The 18,352-nt window shown below is 65.1% G+C and carries 18 protein-coding genes; 7 read left to right on the top strand and 11 right to left on the bottom strand.

Annotated elements, in window-relative coordinates:
* The first annotated feature begins 77 nt into the window (after nt 1–77).
* Entirely contained in the window at nt 78–1,700 is a 1,623-nt protein-coding gene (gene pgi / locus B0G57_RS11495; protein ID WP_018443403.1) for a glucose-6-phosphate isomerase, read from the top strand.
* Nucleotides 1,701–1,706: 6 nt separating this feature from the next.
* On the opposite strand, the gene B0G57_RS11490 is transcribed toward pgi, so the two are convergent.
* The gene (locus tag B0G57_RS11490; RefSeq protein ID WP_018443404.1) at nt 1,707–2,393 is read right to left on the bottom strand and encodes an ABC transporter ATP-binding protein; all 687 of its coding nucleotides are present in this window, start codon (nt 2,391–2,393) and stop codon (nt 1,707–1,709) included.
* Between the two features lie 106 nt (nt 2,394–2,499).
* On the opposite strand from B0G57_RS11490, the gene B0G57_RS11485 reads away from it, so the two are divergent.
* Nucleotides 2,500–3,180 carry an arylesterase gene (locus B0G57_RS11485; RefSeq protein ID WP_026230178.1) on the top strand — a complete coding sequence of 227 codons (681 nt, stop codon included), beginning with the start codon at nt 2,500–2,502 and terminating at the stop codon, nt 3,178–3,180.
* Between the two features lie 57 nt (nt 3,181–3,237).
* On the opposite strand, the gene B0G57_RS11480 is transcribed toward B0G57_RS11485, so the two are convergent.
* On the bottom strand, nt 3,238–5,172 hold the full coding sequence (locus tag B0G57_RS11480; protein ID WP_018443406.1) for a SurA N-terminal domain-containing protein: 1,935 nt from the start codon (nt 5,170–5,172) through the stop codon (nt 3,238–3,240).
* A 179-nt stretch (nt 5,173–5,351) separates the two neighbouring features.
* Here B0G57_RS11480 and phaZ point away from each other — a divergent pair, with 179 nt between their 5' ends.
* Together phaZ and fnr are read left to right on the top strand one after the other, a co-directional pair.
* A complete protein-coding gene (gene phaZ / locus B0G57_RS11475; protein ID WP_018443407.1) occupies nt 5,352–6,614 on the top strand; it encodes a polyhydroxyalkanoate depolymerase in 1,263 nt (420 codons plus the stop codon).
* A 482-nt stretch (nt 6,615–7,096) separates the two neighbouring features.
* Nucleotides 7,097–7,840, top strand: coding sequence for a fumarate/nitrate reduction transcriptional regulator Fnr (gene fnr, locus B0G57_RS11470; protein WP_102607193.1), 744 nt, complete (start codon nt 7,097–7,099; stop codon nt 7,838–7,840).
* Nucleotides 7,841–7,867: 27 nt separating this feature from the next.
* Here fnr and B0G57_RS11465 read toward each other — a convergent pair whose 3' ends face one another.
* The 8 genes from B0G57_RS11465 to B0G57_RS11430 all read right to left on the bottom strand — a co-directional run bounded on the left by B0G57_RS11465 (nt 7,868) and on the right by B0G57_RS11430 (nt 14,991).
* Nucleotides 7,868–8,857 (bottom strand): zinc-dependent alcohol dehydrogenase family protein, encoded by a 990-nt coding sequence (locus tag B0G57_RS11465; RefSeq protein WP_026230179.1) that lies wholly within the window; start codon nt 8,855–8,857, stop codon nt 7,868–7,870.
* Between the two features lie 140 nt (nt 8,858–8,997).
* The gene (locus B0G57_RS11460; protein ID WP_018443411.1) at nt 8,998–9,276 is read right to left on the bottom strand and encodes a DUF1488 family protein; all 279 of its coding nucleotides are present in this window, start codon (nt 9,274–9,276) and stop codon (nt 8,998–9,000) included.
* A gap of 125 nt (nt 9,277–9,401) precedes the next feature.
* On the bottom strand, nt 9,402–10,250 hold the full coding sequence (locus B0G57_RS11455; RefSeq protein ID WP_018443412.1) for an ureidoglycolate lyase: 849 nt from the start codon (nt 10,248–10,250) through the stop codon (nt 9,402–9,404).
* 125 nt (nt 10,251–10,375) lie between these two features.
* Nucleotides 10,376–11,152 (bottom strand): SDR family oxidoreductase, encoded by a 777-nt coding sequence (locus B0G57_RS11450; protein WP_018443413.1) that lies wholly within the window; start codon nt 11,150–11,152, stop codon nt 10,376–10,378.
* Between the two features lie 108 nt (nt 11,153–11,260).
* Nucleotides 11,261–12,094, bottom strand: a complete 834-nt coding sequence (locus tag B0G57_RS11445) for an amidohydrolase family protein (protein WP_018443414.1) — start codon at nt 12,092–12,094, stop codon at nt 11,261–11,263.
* 104 nt (nt 12,095–12,198) lie between these two features.
* Nucleotides 12,199–13,281, bottom strand: a complete 1,083-nt coding sequence (locus B0G57_RS11440; RefSeq protein ID WP_018443415.1) for an aldo/keto reductase — start codon at nt 13,279–13,281, stop codon at nt 12,199–12,201.
* The gene (locus tag B0G57_RS11435; protein ID WP_104489578.1) at nt 13,278–14,600 is read right to left on the bottom strand and encodes a UxaA family hydrolase; all 1,323 of its coding nucleotides are present in this window, start codon (nt 14,598–14,600) and stop codon (nt 13,278–13,280) included. Before B0G57_RS11435 ends, B0G57_RS11440 begins: the two co-directional genes overlap by 4 nt.
* Nucleotides 14,601–14,643: 43 nt before the next feature.
* Nucleotides 14,644–14,991: a UxaA family hydrolase gene (locus tag B0G57_RS11430; protein WP_018443417.1), complete on the bottom strand. Its 348-nt coding sequence runs from the start codon at nt 14,989–14,991 to the stop codon at nt 14,644–14,646.
* 303 nt (nt 14,992–15,294) lie between these two features.
* Between B0G57_RS11430 and B0G57_RS11425 the strand changes: the two genes are divergently transcribed.
* From B0G57_RS11425 to B0G57_RS11415, 3 genes are all read left to right on the top strand, one after another.
* Nucleotides 15,295–16,098, top strand: a complete 804-nt coding sequence (locus B0G57_RS11425; RefSeq protein WP_018443418.1) for an IclR family transcriptional regulator — start codon at nt 15,295–15,297, stop codon at nt 16,096–16,098.
* A gap of 87 nt (nt 16,099–16,185) precedes the next feature.
* Nucleotides 16,186–16,752, top strand: a complete 567-nt coding sequence (locus B0G57_RS11420; RefSeq protein ID WP_018443419.1) for a TetR/AcrR family transcriptional regulator — start codon at nt 16,186–16,188, stop codon at nt 16,750–16,752.
* 217 nt (nt 16,753–16,969) lie between these two features.
* Nucleotides 16,970–17,395: an organic hydroperoxide resistance protein gene (locus B0G57_RS11415; protein ID WP_018443420.1), complete on the top strand. Its 426-nt coding sequence runs from the start codon at nt 16,970–16,972 to the stop codon at nt 17,393–17,395.
* A gap of 172 nt (nt 17,396–17,567) precedes the next feature.
* Here B0G57_RS11415 and B0G57_RS11410 read toward each other — a convergent pair whose 3' ends face one another.
* Nucleotides 17,568–17,876, bottom strand: coding sequence for a DUF4148 domain-containing protein (locus tag B0G57_RS11410; protein WP_035469559.1), 309 nt, complete (start codon nt 17,874–17,876; stop codon nt 17,568–17,570).
* Nucleotides 17,877–18,352: the final 476 nt, after the last annotated feature.

The following is an 18,352-nucleotide window of genomic DNA, read 5'->3' as shown; positions in this document are numbered from 1 at the left end:
GTGGAACGGCATTCAACGCCGCTATACTGATTGACCGCAGCCTGGCATCACGTACCCGCCCATTTCCGACCGATACCATGACGCCGAACTCGCTTTCTTCCTGGTCCGCGCTCAAAGCGCACTACGAACACATTCGCGATGCGCGACTGCGCGACTGGTTCGCCGCCGATAGCGGCAAGCCCTCGCGCGCCGAGCGCTTCACGTTCGAAGGCGGCGGTCTCGCCGCCGATTTTTCGAAGAACCGTATCACTGAGGAGACGCTGAGCCTGCTCGTCGCGCTCGCGCGCGAAGCCGGCGTCGAGAAACGCCGCGACGCGATGTTCGCGGGCGAGATCGTCAATCCGACCGAGGGCCGGGCCGCCTTGCATACGGCGCTTCGCGCCACGCGCGCGGACGCGCCCTACCATGCCGAGGTCGCGGCCGAGCGCGGGAAGATGGCCGCATTCGCCGAGCGCGTGCGCAACGGCGCATGGACGGGTTACACGGGCAAGCGCATCCGCCATGTCGTGAACATCGGTATCGGCGGCTCGGACCTCGGGCCGAAGATGGTCGTTCATGCGCTCGATCACCTGTCGCATCCCGAGATTTCCACGTACTTCGTCTCGAATGTCGACGGGGCCGATCTCGCGCGCGTCATGGACCGCATCGACGCCGAAGAAACGCTCGTCATCGTCGTGTCGAAGACATTCACGACGCTCGAGACGATGACGAACGCCCGCTCGCTGCGCGACTGGTTCGTCGCGAAGGGCTGCCCGGAGAGCGCGCTCGCCAAGCATTTCGTCGGCGTATCGGCGAATCCGGCCGAGGTCGTCAAGTTCGGCATCGCGCACGATAACGTGTTTCAGATGTGGGACTGGGTGGGCGGGCGATACTCGCTGTGGTCGGCAGTCGGGCTCTCGATCATGATCGCGATCGGGCCGCTGCAGTTTGACGCGCTGCTCGCGGGGGCTGCCGGCATGGACGCGCATTTTCGCGAGGCGCCGCTCGAGCGCAATCTGCCGGTGCTGATGGGACTCGTCGGTATCTGGTATCGCAACTTCTTCGAATCACAGAGTTACCTCGTCGCGCCCTACTCTGAGGCGCTCCATTTCCTGCCTTCGTACTTGCAGCAGCTCGAGATGGAGAGCAACGGCAAGTCGGCGCGGCTCGACGGCGGCTTCGTCGACTATCCGACATCGGCCGTCACCTGGGGCGAGCCCGGCACGAACGGCCAGCATGCATTCTTCCAGATGCTGCATCAGGGGCCGACGATCGTGCCGATCGACTTTATCGCCGTCCTCAGGCCCGAGCATCCGCTCGCGAGCCATCATCCGAAGCTGCTCGCGAACTGCTTTGCCCAGAGCGAGGCGCTGATGCTCGGTCGCACCGTCGACGAGGCGACGAGAGTGGCCGGCCCCGACAAGCCGGAGCTCGTGCCGCATCTCGTGTTCCCCGGCAATCGCCCGTCCACGACGCTGCTGCTCGATGCGCTGACGCCGGGCTCGCTCGGCGCGCTGATCGCGCTCTACGAGCACAAGGTGCTCGTGCAGGCCACGGTCTGGAACATCAACCCGTTCGATCAATGGGGCGTCGAGCTCGGCAAGATTCTCGGCAAGGTCGTCGAAGCCGACCTTACCGCACCGGTGTTCGATCCCGCGAAGCACGATTCGTCGACTTCGGCGCTGATCGAACGGGCGAGAAGCGCGGCGAAGGCGAACTGACGAGCATCATGTCACTCGGCCGGCATCGAGCGTCACGACGCGCGCGCAACGACGCGCAAGCTCGATGTCGTGCGTGACGAGCACGAGCGTCGCGCCGTGCGCCGCGTTCATCCGGAACATCAGGTCGATGACGGCGTGGCCCGTCGCGGCGTCGAGGCTGCCGGTGGGCTCGTCGGCGAAAAGAATCGCGGGCTCGGTGACGAAAGCGCGCGCCAGCGCGACACGCTGCTGTTCTCCGCCCGAGAGCAGCTTCGGATAGTGCGCCGTGCGCGCGCCGAGCCCCACCTGCTCCAATAGCGCACGCGCGCGCCGCGAGGCCTCGTGCGCCAGTACGCCGCCTTGCAGTTCGAGGGGCAGCCGCACGTTCTCGAGCGCGGTCAGATGGGGCATCAATTGGAACGATTGAAAAACGAAGCCGACGGAACCGTTGCGCAAGTGCGCCCGCTCGTCCTCGGAAAGTGCCGCCAGCTCACGGCCGAAGAGCCGAACCGACCCCGAAGTCGCGTTGTCCAACCCCGCGAGCAAGCCGAGCAGCGTCGACTTGCCCGACCCCGAGGCGCCCACGATCGCCACGCTGCTGCCGGGCATGACATCGAGGTCGATGTCGTCGAGTATCGTGAGCTCCCCTGTTGCATCCTTGACCCTCTTGCACAACTTCCGCACTTCGATGATGGGCTCGATATTTTCTTGCATGAAGAAGCATCGCTCGAGAGTGAATACCTTCGATAGGGACGGCCCGCCTTCGCGTGTCGTTGCAGATACCGCCGCTCGGCTCGCCAGGCTTGCCGGGCTTACCGCCCTGGCTTCGCCGAGACGCGCTCGCGCGAAGCAAACGTTCCGCCGCGCCGTTGCCGCGGTAGCCGTCCTCGCCGCGGCGACGTTCGCGTGGCCGCCGGCCGCAGACGCCGCCGTCGCGGCCGAGTCGTCGCGGCCCGTCATCGTCGTGCTCGGCGACAGCATCTCGGCCGAGTACGGATTGCCGCGCGACACGGGCTGGGTTGCGTTGCTGCGCCGGCGTCTCGCCGATGAGCGGATCGATTATAGCGTCGCGAATGCGAGCATCAGCGGCGACACGACAAGCGGCGGACGGGCGCGCATGCCCGAGCTGATCGCGCGCCTGAAGCCGTCGATCGTCATCGTGGAGCTCGGCGCCAACGATGCGCTGCGCGGCGTGCCGCTCTCGACGACGGAAGACAATCTGCGCACGATCGTCGAAGAAGCTCAGCAGGCTCGCGCGAAAGTGGTGCTTGTCGGCATGTACGTGCCGTCCAATTACGGGCCGGCTTACACGCAACGCTTCCACGCGATCTACGGGACGCTCGCGAAGGAATTCAACGTGCGGCTCGTGCCGTTTCTGCTCGCGGGGATCGAAAACAAGCCCGAAATGTTTCAGGCTGACCAGATGCATCCGAACCAACAGGCGCAGACGGTACTGCTCGACAACGTCTGGCCGGCGCTTGCGCCGCTGCTGCGGCGGTGAGGCAGCGGCGCGAGCAGCCCCGCTCCGCGGCACCACCGGAGCGGCGCCGCCTGGCTGTTAGCTGCCGTCGCCTTGCTTGCCCTCTAGCGAGCCATACATCTTGACCTTCGAGCGGGCGCGCAGCCCGGCGAGGTAGGCCTCGATATCCTCCTGCGCGCTGATCTGGGCGAGCTGCTGCTGCGCAGCCGCAAGCCGCGCCGGATCGATCGGCGCGCCCGGCACCACGGCGTTGACGCGGTAGATGCCGTAGCCGGCGTCGCCGAGATCGACGCCGACGTACGCGGGCAGCTTGCTCGCATCGACCTTGAAAACCGCGGCGAGCGCGGGCGGCGGCACGCCCTGCGCGTCGGTGCGGGAAACCTTCGTTTCGGGCCCGAACCCTGCCGTCGATTTCGATTTCTGGAAATCGGCGAGCTTTGCCGTGCCGTCTTTACGCGCCAGCTCGAGCGCCTGCTCGGCCACGTACTTGTTGCGCACGGCGTCCTTGATCGACGCGAGCGGAGGCGTGGCCGCCGGCTTATAGTCGGTCACGCGTGCCGAGATCAGCGTGTTGTTGCCAGCGTCGATCGCCTGCGTGTTGTTGTGGTCCTTTACCGCATCGTTGGCAAAAACGGCGGCCAGGAACTTCGGATTGTTGAGCGGGCTATCGGGAGGGAGCGTGCGGCTCGGCTTGTCGGTGACCGTCGCCGTCTCGATCTTGAGCTTGTACTTGTCCGCGGCGGGCTGAAGGCTCTTCGCCTGCTCGTAAACGGTCGACGTGAAGCCGTCCGATCCGTCGCTGAACGCCTTCGTGGCCTGTTGCGCCTTCAACTCCTTCATGATGTCGTCTTTCACGTCGGCGAACGGCTTCACGACGGACGGCTTCTCATCCGTCAGCATGATGACGTGATAGCCGAACGACGAGCGAACGATGCCGCTGATCGCATTCTTGCCCTTCAAGCCCAAAGCGGCCGTATCGAATGCCTTGTCGCCCGTCAGCACACCGCCCGTCGACCACCCGAGATCGCCGCCCTTCGAAGCCGAGCCCGGGTCCTGCGAATCTTTCTTCGCGATGTCGGCGAATTGATCGGGATGCGCCTTGACCTCCGCCAGCACGCTTTCCGCCTTCGCCTTGGCCTTGGCGTCGTCCGCCGCGCTGGCCGTTGCCGGTGACGAGATCAGGATTTGGCTCACGCGGATTTCGCGCGGCGTCGTGTAGCGCGCGATGTTCTCGTCGTAATACTTTTTCGCGTCGGCGTCACTTGGAGCGATCGACGCCGAGAGCGTCGCCGGCGAGAACACGACGTATTGGATCGTCGCCGTCTGTGGCGTGGCGAACTCGGCGCGATGCGCGTCGTAGTAGGCCGCGAGCTGCGCGTCGGTCGGCTGGACCTTCGACGCGTAGTCGGCCGGATGCAATACGAGCGACTGAACCGTGCGCTGCTGTTCCGCGAGCTTGGCGAGCTGCTCGGCCATGCTCTTCGGCGTAAAGGCGCTCGCCTGGATGCTGTCGGGAATCTGATCGATCGCGAGGCCGTAACGCACGCGTTCGTCATATTGTTCCGGCGTCATGCCCTGCATCGCCAGCAGTTCCTTGTAGCGGTCGAGGTCGATCGAGCCATCGGGCTTGCGCAGCGACGACACGACTGGGTCGGCCAGCAGCGCCCGGCGCACGGCCTCGTCCGACGCCGTCAGATGCTCGCGCTGCGCCTCGTCGGCCAGCGCGCGCTGCTGGATCAGGCTGTCGAGCAATTGCTGCCGGCGCTCGGGCGTGTCGAAGAGCTTCGAGTCGAAGCGCGAGCCGAGGATCTGGCGTGCCTGATCGAGCTGCTGGCGCACCGCATTGTCGAATTCGGCACGCGTGATCTTGTGCCCATTGACGCTCGCCACATTGGCGCTTTCGTCGAAAAATCCACGGAAGCCCTGGATACCGACGAAGCCCAGCCCCGGCACGATGACGAGGACGAGCATGAGCATCATCAGGCGCTTGTGGTTGCGAAAGAAATCGAGCATGCGTGAGGGGTTAGGTTGGACAAAAACGTCCAATAGTACAACAGCAGCCCATCCTGGCGTAAACCGTGAGTTGCCAGCCCTTCGCCCCGATCCGACAATAGCTGATCGGCTCTCGCCCGGCAGGCCCGAGGAATCAGCCGTTCCCGGCTCGCGGCGCGTGGTGCCGACGGGAGACGCTCATGCTCTACAACTGGCTCGAGACGCAGCGCGCGCTGATTCGCTGGATGGATACATGGGCAGCCTCGCTCGCACGGGCGTGCGGTCTGCCCGCGCAATCTCCCGAGTCGCTCGCGATGCCCGGCTGCGAATGGCTGCGCCGCGTCTTCAAGACGACGCTGGAGCCGCCGCCGTTCGCGATCGCGTCGGTGACGCTCGGCGGCCGACGCGTTCACGTCGATGAAACCGTCGTCGATCGTGTGGCGTTTTGCGCGTTGCGCCGGTTCGCGCGGCGAGGCGAACATCGCGCGCGGCTCGACGGCGGCGCGCCGATCCTGCTTTGCACGCCGCTCGCCGGACATCACGCGGTCATGCTGCGCGAGACGGTGGAAACGCTGCTCGAGGACGGCGACGTCTACGTGACCGACTGGGCCAACGCACGCGACGTGCCGCTCGCCGAGGGCCGCTTCGGCCTCGACGACTACGTGCTGACCGTGGAGCGCTTCATGCGCCGCCTATGCGGCAATGGGCTGCATGTGCTCGCCGTCTGCCAGGGGACGGTGCCGGCCATCGCCGCCGCGGCCCTCATCGCGGCTCGCGGCGAGCCCGCGCCGCTTTCGGTCACGCTGATGGGGGGACCGATCGATACGCGACTCAATCCGACCGCCGTCGACCGGCTGGCGGCGACACACAGCATCGACTGGTTCCGCCGCACGGTCATCGATACGGTGCCGGCCTGGTATCGCGGCGGCGGACGGCGTATCTACCCCGGATACCTGCAGCATGCCGCGATCGTCGCCGCGCATCCGCATCGGCAGATGGCGCTCGAAACGCGGTACTGGACGAGCCGCCTCGCCGGCGACGACGCCAGGATAGCCGCGAGCCGGCGCGCCTTCGACGAATACGCGGCGGTGCTCGACATGACCGAAGACTACTTTCTCGATACCCTCCGCATCGTTTTCAAGGAGCAGCGGCTCGCGCGCGGTGCCTGGGACGTCGACGGCCGGCGCGTGCGCGGCAGCGCGCTCGCGGCGTCGGCGCTCTGCACGATCGAGGGAGACCGCGACGACATCACGGGCGCCGGCCAGACCCACGCGGCGCATGCGGTCTGCAGCGCGGTGCCCGACAGGCGGCGCAAACAGCTGACTATTGCCGATTGCGACCACTACGATCTTTTCACCGGTCCGCGCTGGCGCGAAGCGATCCATCCGGCGCTGGCCGCGTTCTGGCGCGAGACCCACGAGCCCCACGAGCCCCACGAGCCACAGCCCGCCGCCATTAGCTGAGTGCCCGAGCGCCCCGCGCCAGCCTTGCCTTGCCTTGCGTCAGCAAAGTTCTGACAGAAACTGCGCCCCTCCACGCCGAGCGATAGCGCGTGATCGGCGCGCAGCTCGAATTCGTCAGTCTATTACTCTTCGCTAAGCAATTAAAATACACGCCCCGCCAGCCTGCGAACGACCGGAAGAGCACCGCTCGACGGGCGTGCATCGCCGCGCCAAGGGCCGCTCCGCGGTCCGGCTACGCATCGCCGCTCATTTTCCGTCACCGCCGTAGGAGAAGTCTTACAACCCTACGCTAACACTTACCGAAGTTTCATACGCCGCTGATAGGCTCGGCGCCCGCTACCACCGATACTCACATGGAAATTGTTTCGCGGCACCCAGGGCGGGTGCGCACCCAAAAGGCGGAGAACGAAGACATGCTGCTCGAATTGGAACCAGAGGAAGACACTCGCGCGGAGCGGCTGCCCCTGTCTTCGATCGTACCTATGCGTCCGCCGAAGACCACACCGCAGGCCACGCCGAAGACCACGCCGAATGCCGCATCGACGAACGCAGGCTGCTCCGACTGTTCGATGCTGTCTGGCTGCATGCCGAACAACCTTACGTCGGAAGAACTGCGGCTCTTCGATTCGATCGTGACCGCGACGCGCCTCGTCAAGCGCGGCGAAGCGCTCTACCGCGCGAACGATGAATTCCAGAGCATCTATGCCGTGCGCGCGGGCTCGTTCAAGACGGTCGTCATGCATCGCGACGGTCGTGAGCAGGTGACGGGCTTTCACTTCGCGGGCGAAGTGCTCGGCCTCGACGGCCTCCATAGCCGGCGCCATATCGGCGATACGGTCGCGATCGAAGACAGCAGCGTCTGCATCATTCCCTACGCATTGCTCGAGGCGCTCTGCGCCGAGTCGAAACCGCTGCAGCAGCAAGTCCTGCGCATGATGAGCGGCGAGATCGTTCGCGAATCGGCGCTCATGATGCTGCTCGGCACGATGCGCGCCGAAGAGCGCCTCGCGAGCTTCCTGCTCAATCTCTCGAGCCGCATGGAGGCGCGCGGGTATTCGCCGGCCGAATTTCATCTGCGCATGACGCGCGAAGAGATGGGCAACTACCTCGGCATGAAGCTCGAGACGGTGAGCCGCATGTTCTCGAAGTTTCAGCGCGACGGTCTGCTCGAAACGCGCGGCAAGCGGATTCGCATCGTCGATCTCGAGGCGCTCGCGCGCGTTTGACGCCCGCTGGCCGCGGGCGGGGCCGCCTCACCGTTTCATCGTCAGTACCGCCGCTCCCGACAGGCGGCCTTCGCGCAGATCCGAGAGCGCGCGATTGGCTTCCGTGAACGGATACGGCGTCGTCTCGATCTCGAGCGGCGTCTGCCCCGCGATTTTCATGAATGCGTGACCGTCCTCGCGCGTCAGGTTGGCGACCGATACGAGGCGGCGCTCGCCCCAGAGAAGGTCGTACGAAAACGCGGGAATCGTGCTCATGTGGATCCCGCCGCAGACGACGACACCCCCCTTTACGACAGCCTCGAGCGCCCGCGGCACGAGCGCCCCGACGGGCGCGAAGATGAGCGCCGCATCGAGCGCTGCGGGCCCACGTTCGTCGCTGCCGCCGGCCCAATGCGCGCCGAGTCGCCGTGCGAGCTGCTGGGCAGTTGCATCGCCGGGACGAGTAAAAGCGTACACGGTGCGGCCCTGGTGGCGCGCGACCTGCGCGACGATGTGTGCCGCGGCGCCGAAACCGTAGATGCCGACGCGTTCGGCGTCACCCGCCATCGCGAGCGTGCGGTAGCCGATGAGCCCCGCGCAAAGCAACGGCGCCGCTTCGACATCGGTGTAGCGATCGGGCAGCCGCAAGCAATAGCGGCTGTCGGCGACGGTGCGCTCGGCGTAGCCTCCGTCGATCGTATAGCCGGTGAACCCGGGCGCATCGCAGAGGTTCTCTCGCCCGCGCGCGCAGTATCGGCAGTGCCCGCACGCGTGCCCGAGCCACGGGACGCCTACGCGCTCGCCGATCGCGAAGCCGCTTGCCCCCTCGCCCATCGCGGCGACCGTGCCGACGATCTCGTGGCCCGGAATGACTGGGCGCTTCGGATGCGCGAGATCGCCGTCCACCACGTGAAGATCGGTGCGGCAAACTCCGCACGCATGAACGTCGATGAGCAACTGCCCCGCGGCGGGTACCGGATCGGGCAGCTCGCGCTCAGCGAGCAACGGCGCGCTTCCGTCGAAAACCATCGCACGCATCGCTTTCTTCCTCCATCGCTCCCGGCATCGACGGCGTCGGCATCCGTGCCCGCGACCGGCTCGCTCAAGGTCGGAATCGACGACCGCGCGCGGCGGCAACGACGCGCGGCGAAGCCCGCCGGCTGCTGGCTTGCCGATCGCTATTCGTCGTAAAAGCGAAAAAAGCCGCTATGCAGCAGCACGGGCTTCTTGCCTAACTCCTGGAGCATCTTGCGTGCGGCGTGTTCGATCGCACGCCGATTGACTTCGAACGCGCGTTGCACGTCGTCTTCACGCAGAGACTCGGCGCCGAAATGGTCCTCGAGCGCTTCCGCCGTGATCGCGCATTGCACGCGCTCACCGTCGACGAGTGCCGGAAAGGCGAGCACCAGATCGCGGCCGCAGTACTCGGCCGGCTCCTGCGGAAAGGAGATTTGCATGTTGCCACCTCGCTGTGCCGTTCAATCTTCCATCCAGCATAGTCGAAGGCGGGCAAACGGAGGATCGACGTCCGTCAACGACACCGGGCCGCGTTCGCGCAGCCCGGCTTCGAGCGGAGTCGATTTCAGTCGGCGGCGACCGTGCGCTGCCGCTGCTCGCCGAGTCCGGCGATGCCGAGATGCATCGTCTGCCCCGCCTTGAGGTAGATCGGCTCGGGCTTCTGGCCGAGGCCGACGCCCGGGGGCGTGCCCGTCGAGATGACATCGCCCGGCTGCAGGCTCATGCACTGCGAGAGGTAGGAAACGAGCTTCGCGACCGGGAAAATCATCGTGCGCGTGTTCCCGTTCTGATAACGATGGCCGTCGACCTCGAGCCAGAGGTCGAGGCTCTGCGGATCGCGAATTTCGTCGCGCGTGACCAGCCACGGGCCGATCGGACCGAACGTGTCGAATCCCTTGCCCTTGTCCCACTGGCCGCCGCGCTCGATCTGCCAGGCCCGCTCCGATACGTCGTTGACGACGCAGTATCCCGCCACGTAGTCGAGCGCGCTCGCTTCGTCGACGTACTTGCAGTTCCGCCCGATCACGACGCCGAGTTCGACCTCCCAATCGGTCTTCGTCGAGCCGCGCGGAATTTCGACGTCGTCGTTCGGGCCGACGATCGCGCTCGTCCACTTGTTGAAAACGACCGGCTCGGTCGGGATCGGCAGGTTCGATTCCGCCGCGTGGTCGGCATAGTTGAGCCCGATGCAGACGAGCTTGCCGACGCGGCCGACGCAAGCGCCAAGGCGCGGCTCACCCGAGACGAGCGGCAACGTCGCCGGATCGAGCGCGCGAACGCGTGCCAGGCTCGCATCGGTCAGCGTGTCGCCCGCGATGTCGTCGACGTGGCCCGAAAGATCGCGGATGTTGCCGTCAGCGTCGACAAGACCCGGTTTTTCCTGGCCTTTCGGCCCAAAGCGAAGCAGTTTCATGGCGGTAAGATAAAGGGTTTGAGTAACGATTCGGTCGAGCGCGCGATCCGACCGCGCCGGTGCGACCGATCATGATTGAGCATCCGACCCAATTCGGCAAATTGGTCGGACCACCGAACGAGCGCTCAGTTCGACCAGCCACCGTCGATGACGTGGATCTGCCCTGTCGTAAAGCCTGCCTCGTCTGACGCGAGGTAAGCCGCGAGCGCGGCAATTTCCTCGGGCCGACCGATGCGGCCCATCGGCTGGCGCGCGACGAACGCGGCCTGCACCTCGGCGACCGACTTGCCCTGCTCGCTTGCCTGCGCGGCAATGCGCTGCTCGAGCGAGGGCGACTCGACGGTGCCCGGGCAAATCGCATTGCAGCGAATACCGCGCGTGACGAAATCGGCGGCGACGGACTTCGTCAACCCGACGACGGCGGCTTTCGATGCGCCGTAGGCAAAGCGGTTCGGCACGCCTTTTACGCTCGAGGCCGCGGACGCGACGTTGACGATCGAGCCGCCGCCGCGTTCGAGCATCGCGGGCAGGAACGCCCGGATCGTCCGATACATCGACTTGGCGTTCAGATCGAACGAAAAGTCCCAGTCCGCCTCCTCGCATTCGAGCACCGTTCCCGCGTGGACGAAGCCGGCGCCATTGAGCAGCACGTCCACGCCGCCGAGCTCTCGCGCAAGCGCCGCAATCGCTGCGGAATCGCGCACGTCGAGCTTGCGCGTCTCGAATGGCACGTTGCCGAAGAGATCGACGCGAATGTCCGTGGCGATGACGCGCGCGCCCTCGCGCGCGAAACGTTCCGCGCAGGCGCGGCCGATGCCTTGGGCCGCGGCTGTGACGAGCGCCACCTTGCCGGCAAGCCGCTCCGGCGGCGGTGAAGGAAAATGTGTTTCGCTTGCGTTCATGAATTGGGTGCTCCGTTCATTTGTCGAATGGGGGACGTCGATGACATCTATCGTTTGAAGACATTCGGCGCTCGCTGAGGCGAGGCGGACGAGCCGTCAAGCGCCAAGTCAAAGGCCATAAAAGGTGGTCGCGGTGCCGCCGAAAATCGCGGCGCGCTCGTCGTCCGTCAACTTGGCGGTCAATCTCGTCGCGCACGCGTGCCAGCCGCCGTAATCGCCGTTGAGCTCGAGCACGGGCCAGTCGCTGCCCCACATGAGCCGCCTCGCGCCGAAGTTCGCGAGCAGATGATCCACATAAGGCGCGAGCGTTTCGTCGGTCCATCCGGGCCCGGCCTCGGTGGCCAGCCCCGAAATCTTGCAATGGATCTGCGGCAGGCGGGCGAGCTCGGCGATGCGCTCGGCCCACGGCTGCCAGCCCGCATCGCCCTCCGCGATCGGCGGCTTCGCGCCGTGATCGATCACGATCCGCAAGTCCGGGTGGCGCTGCGCGAATGTGAGCAGATGGGGTAAGTGGCGCGCGAACACGAGCGCGTCGAAGGCAAGCCCATGCTCGATCAGAGCGTCGATGGCAGGCCCGAGCGGGGCTCTTGCGATCCAGTCGTCCTCGGGCAGGTCCTGCAGCATCGGCCGCACGCCCTTGAACTTCGGCTCGCGCGCCAGTTCGGCGATGAGCGCGGGTGCCGCGGCGGCGTCGAGCGGCACCCAGCCGACCACGCCCGCAACGACGGGATTTTCGCGGGCGAGATCGAGCAAATAGCGTGATTCGTCGACGGTCGGTGCCGCCTGCACGACGAGGCTGCGGGCCACGCCGGCCGCCTGCGCGAGCGGCGCGAAATCGGCCGGGCCGAAATCACGATAGAGCGGCGCGAGCGCCGGCGTGAGCCAGCCGTAATCGCCGCGCGAGATTGCCCAGAAATGCTGATGCGCATCGACGGTGTTCATCGTCTCAGCCTGCCTTTGCTATGTGCTTCTTTGCTTCGCTGCCGCCTTTTGCTGGCGGCGGCAGGCGAAGCAAGCGATTGCGATACGGCGTCACGCGGACGCCATCAACTCCGGGGCGTGGGAGCGCTCGGATGCAGCAGACCCGCCGCGCGCAGCGCGTCCCAGAATGCAGTGGGAATCGCTTTGGTGAATGCGTCGACATTCTGCCGCACCTCGCTCGCGTTGCGCGCGCCCGTCAATACGCTGGCAACCGCGGGGTGAGCGTAGGGAAACTGCAGGGCCGCGTGCGGCAGCGCGACGCCGTGCGCATCACAGACGCCTTCGATGCCCGCCACGCGCTCGATCACCTCCGCGGGCGCCTCCCCGTAGTTGAACTTGAGGTCGCTCGCCGCGCTGTTGCCGGCATCGCGGCGCTCCTTCAGATGACGGACGCCATGCGCGAGGATGCCCGAGTTGAATGCGCCGCCGACCAGGATCGAAACGCCGCGCCGCTCGCATTCGGGCAAGAACGTGTCGAGCGTCCCCTGCTCGAGCAAGGTATAGCGTCCGGCGAGCAGCGCGCAATCGACATCGAACTCGCGCATCGTCTCGACGATCGGCTGCGCCTCGTTCACACCGAGCCCGACCGCGCGCACGGCCCCTGCCTTGCGCAGCTCGTCGAGTGCCTTGAAGCCGCCTTCGCTCAATTGCCGCCAATAGTGCTCGTTGCGATCGCCGTGAGTGACGGGGCCGATGTCGTGAATGAGCAGGATATCGACCGAAGCCACCCCGAGCCGCTGCAAGCTGTCTTCGAACGAGCGCAGGATGCCGTCGCGCGTGTAATCGAATACGGGCTCGAACGGAAGCGGATGCGCCCAGCCGTTGCTCGGTGCACGCGCGGCCGCATCGCGGCGCGGCCGCATGAGCCGGCCAGCCTTCGTGGACAGCACGAACTCCTCGCGCGGCCGATCGCGCAGTGCGGCGCCGACGTAATGCTCGGCCTTCGTATGGCCATAGTAAGGTGCCGTATCGAAGAAGCGGATGCCCGCGTCCCACGCGGCATCGATTGCCGTGCGCGCTTCGTTTTCGGTCACGTCGCTGTAAAGTCCGGCGAGCCCGGCCGTTCCCAACCCGAGCGCCGTCACTTCGAGCGCAGTGCGGCCGACTTTGCGGCGCTCCGACACTGCACCGTTGCGCGTCTCGCTCATGCGCTCACCCCCGCGGGCGCGACCTGCGCGATGGGAAGACACGCCGGCCCGATGGGCTCGAATGCTTTGTAGGTCAAGATGAACTCCTGGTGGCCAAGCAGCTCCGATTTCGTCCGAGTGCCGCCGGCGGCCGCGGCGGTCAGGTCGAACACCTCGCGCCCGACCTCGTCGAGCGTGCCGCGCCCCTCGAGGATGCGGCCCGCGTCGACATCCATGTCGCCCGACAGTTTGCGATAGGTCGCCGGATTTGCGCAAACCTTGACGACGGGCGAAATCGCCGAGCCCACCACCGAGCCGCGCCCCGTCGTGAAAAGAATCAGATGTGCGCCGCAGGCGATCAGCTCGCCGATCTCGGCGTTGTCGCTGATGTTCGGGAAGCCGAAGCGCGGCTCGCCGTCGGGCACGACGTCGAGCAGATAGAGACCGCCCGTCGGCGGGATATCGCCAGGCTTGACGATGCCGACGATCGGCGAGGCGCCGCTTTTCGGATAGGCGCCGAGCGACTTTTCCTCCTGCGTGGTCAACCCGCCGTCGGCATTGCCGACAGCGAAGCTCCCGTGCCCCATGATCGTGTAATAGCGCGCGGCCTTTGCCACGCATTCGACGATGGCGTCGCCGAGCTCGGGCCGCGCCGCGCGCGACTTCATGTGAAACTCGCAGCCGACGAGTTCGCCCGTCTCCTCGAAGAGGCAGGTCGCGCCGCGCTCGATCAGCGCATCGAACGCGCGGCCGACCGCCGGGTTCGCCGTAATGCCGCTCGTGCCGTCGGAGCCGCCACAGACGGTGCCGACGATGAACTCGTCGAAGCCCATCGGCACGGTCTGCTGCGCGCGCAGCGTCGCCCGCGCGCGGCGCACCCAGTCGACGCCGCGCATCACCGTGCTGCGCGTGCCGCCCGTTTCCTGGATCGTCAGTACTTCGACGGGCCGCCCCGTCTCCCGCACGAGATCGACGAGATAGTGCTTATTCATGCTCTCGCAGCCGAGCGAAACGAAAAGCACGGCGCCGACGTTCGGATGCGTCGCGATGCGAGCCATCATCTTCTCGGCATACGCATTCGGGTAGCAGCCCGGAAATCCGATCAAATGGACGTCGGGGTCGTCGTCATGGGCATTCTTCGGCTCGAAGTCGGCGTCGACGACCCCTTCCTCGAAACCGGCATCATCGAAGCGCGGCGCAAAGCGCGCGACGATTTCGCGCGCCACATGATGCGCGCACTCGACGAGGTACGCGACGGCCACGACATTGCGGATGCCCTTACGTCCGTCGCTGCGCAAATAGCCGCGTAGCGGCGCGGCGTTCGATGAAAGTTCGTTCATAGTGGGTGGTTGTTCCCCGGAAAGTTCGTCGACGCGACGACGCTCACGCTTCGCCGTGTTGATGCGAAACGAAGCTGTGACCGGCCTCGTGCGTGTACGTGGGTAGATAATCGCTGACGAGGTTGTGCATGTGCAGGTGATCGCCTCTTGCGACTTCGGTCGTGACGTGCCCGATCGGCGCGCCATAGCGGACGACTTTCTCCTCGGCGCCCAATGCGCGTCGCGCGAGCTTGTGCCCGAGCGGAATCGTCTTGCCGAGCACGACCGTCTCACCTTCGATCACGAGCGACGTGCCCGCCTCGAGCGTCGTGCCCGCAATGAGGCAGTTGTCCTCCGGCGAGAGCAGTATGAGCCGGGCGTCGGTCGCCTGTTGCGTCTCGCTCAGTGCCATATTTGTCTCCTGTCCTGGGCCGCGCGGCGCTCGGCAATGGCGTGATGGTGCGATGGAACCGGTATCCTAGCGCCAATCACCGTCTAGCCACCGATTCACCAATGAATATATTATTCATATGCGAATGATCGTGCGTCAAGCGGCGCGGGTGCGTATTTTCCCTGAGGACCCCTCCAGGCCGATCACGTCCCCGTAAGATGAAGCGGCCCGGAACACCTGGTTTCGTTCGCAATGACGCAACCCGGCAACGACGTGATGCCTACTTCTCCCGAGACTGCCAACTAATTGAACCCAGCCCAAAACTTGAAGCCGGCGGCACAGGCCCCGAGTGGTTCGCCCGGTGACGAAGCCGATCGCTATCGTGCGCCCGCACTCGACAAAGGGCTCGATATCCTCGAGCTTTTGTCGGAGCAAAAGGAAGGCCTGACGCGTGCCGAGATCATGAAGGCGCTCGGTCGCAACGCGAGCGAGATCTACCGAATGCTCGAGCGCCTCGTCGCTCGTCAGTACGTCATTCGCTCGCCCGGCGGCGACCGATACACGCTCAGCCTGAAGCTTTTCGCCCTCGCGCACCGGCATCCGCCGATGAATCGCTTCATCGCCGAAGCGCTGCCCGAAATGCAACGCTTCGCCGAGCGCGCCGAACAGTCGTGCCATCTGACCGTCTATGACCGCGGCAATCTGCTCGTCATCGCCCAGGTCGACGGCCCCGGCACCTGGGGCCTGTCGATCCGGCTCGGCTCGCGCGTCGGACTCGTCGATACCGCATCCGGCCACGTCATGCTCGCTTTTCAAAGCGAGAGCGAGCGCGAACGGATGCTCACCGAGCACACGAAGGTCAAGGGCGAGATCGCTTTGACGAACGAGCAGATCGCGGCCACGCTCGAAACGATCCGCTCGCACGGGTATTTGCGCCAGGAGAGCGCGCATGCGTTCGGCGTCACCGACGTCTCGTTCCCGATTCTCGGCCCTTCCGGCCACGCGATCGCCGCCATGACGACGCCGTATATGCGCCGCATCGACAGCTACGTCGCACCATCGCTCGACGACGTCACGAAGATGCTCGACGACACGGCACAGCGATTGTCGATGCATCGCGAGACGTGAGAGTCGGCTCCGTTGCCGACGTTCATGCTAGCGCCGGTCGGAAGAAAGTGGTTGACATTCTACCTACAGATAGATAGAGTTCGCCTCATGGAAACGACGAGCACAGTCCGCGAACAGATCCTCGAGCACGCCATCACACTGATGATGCTGCGTGGCTACAACGGCTTCAGCTATCGCGATCTGTCCGAGCTCGTCGGCGTGAAGACATCGAGCATCCACTACTACTTCCCGTCGAAGGACGATTTGGTGCTCGAAGCCGTCAACGAGTACAGCAGCGAAGTGCTGCAAGCGCTCGGGTCGATCGATGCGGCGCTTGCGGCCGATGCGAAGCTCTCCAAGTACGCGAAGCTCTTCGCCCGCACGCTCGGCGACGGGGACCAGATCTGCCTGTGCGGCATGCTCGCGGCCGATATCGGCTCGCTGCCCGACAATGTACGCCTTGCGGTGCAGGCATTCTTCAAGGCCAACGAAAGTTGGCTCTCGAAGGTACTGGCTCAAGGCGTGCAGGAAAAGACGATCGCGATCGCCGGCAAGCCCGAGCATGCGGCGCGCGCCCTCTTCGCCGCGTATCAGGGCAGCGTGTTGACGAGCCGGTTGTTTCACACGAAGAGCCGGATGGACGAGGTCGAAGCGTTGTGGAGGATCCCGAAATAACCGGAGGCTCGGCACGCACACCGTTAAGCCGTGTGTTCATTTTTTTTGTTCAATTCTATCTACACGTAGATACATCCGATCGATGGTCGGCGCCTTTTGCGCTGGCAAAACGTTGAGGAAACGAACTTGGTGTATCGTTTCTTTGCAGGCGCCTGTCTACCTCCCGGTAGATAGATAATTGGGTCAGAAGCACTTATCCACGAAGGAGAAAGTTGTCATGTCACTCGAAAAAGTTCTTTACCGCGCTCATGCTCATGCCACCGGCGGCCGCGACGGCCGTGCGGTCGTGCCCGACAGCAAGCTCGATTTCAAACTCACGACGCCGCGCGAGCTCGGCGGTGCCGGCGGCGAAGGAGCCAATCCCGAGCAGCTCTTTGCGGCCGGCTATAGCGCCTGCTTCATCGGTGCGATGAAATTCGTCGCGGCACGCGACAAAATCCAGATGCCGGCCGACGCGTCGATCGACGGCGAGGTCGGCATTGGTCCAATCCCGAACGGTTTCGGCATCGAAGTCGAGCTCAAAATTTCGCTGCCGGGCATGGACCGCGCACAGGCGCAGTCGCTGATCGAAAAGGCCCACGTCGTGTGCCCTTACTCGAACGCCACGCGCAACAACGTCGACGTAAAGTTGACGCTCGTCTGAGCGGAGCCAAAAAAGCCCAGACCGCAAAAGCGCGGGTCTGGGCAACACCACCGGGAACCCCAGCGGCTCGGAGGATTCAGGGCCTCACAATTGATGTAGTGAACGGCACGACGTCGAGGCTGTCGTGCTCGCCGCAGGCGTGTCTTTTCGAGGCACGCCTGCCTTCGATTGCTTAGTTGTGCTGAGCGATCGGCGGCGAATACGAGCTGATTGCTCCATCGCTCGCGCGGCCCGATTCAGCACCGCTTTGCGCGCCACCCACGCCGTTGTTTGCATCTTGCGCGGCGATACGGGCTTCGGCTGCCTGGATGTTCTCCGGATAGTGGAGCCAGTCGAGCGGGTTGTAGCCGGCCTTCTCGACGCGTACGAGATCCGCGCGGACTTGCGCACGCGTGAGCGGCTGGTTGTTCGATTGAGCGAACGAGACGACAGGCGCAGCGAGCGCGACGGCGATGGCAACTGCTTTGATGATCGACTTCATGATGACCTCCGACACTGTCTTGTGATTCCGCAAACACCCTTGTTTGCAGCTGGTGATGCCAGTGTAGGAGCGCGGCCACAGTGGATAAATGGGCCATTCCAGAATTCACTGGTGCGGCGGAAAGAACAATGCGAGCGCGCACGCCCGAGGGCCGAGCTTACGCATGTGACGCTGAACCCGCAAAGCGCGTGAAGGTACAACTCCCCTCGCTGAATCGCGAAAGCGGCCATCATTCTGGCGCTATCCCTCCTCGATAGTCCTGCTTTCGTGCGCCATCTTCTGCGCTCGCAAACGAACAACTACCTGTTCGAACGAATAACACGGTCAGCGCACACGGCGACCGCCTCACCGGCTGTCATATGACGTCTGACAGCACGCGGCGGCCGATCGACAGCACGCCTAGCGCCCGCTTTCGCGAGCCAGCAAGGGTTTTCCCGGATGTTCTCGTACGCGCATGGCTGTACGATGACCGATAA

It is taken from the genome of Trinickia symbiotica (assembly GCF_002934455.1).
Lineage (GTDB): Bacteria > Pseudomonadota > Gammaproteobacteria > Burkholderiales > Burkholderiaceae > Trinickia > Trinickia symbiotica.
The sequence above is the reverse complement of the archived record's forward strand: the minus strand, read 5'-3'. Positions and strand labels throughout refer to the sequence as shown.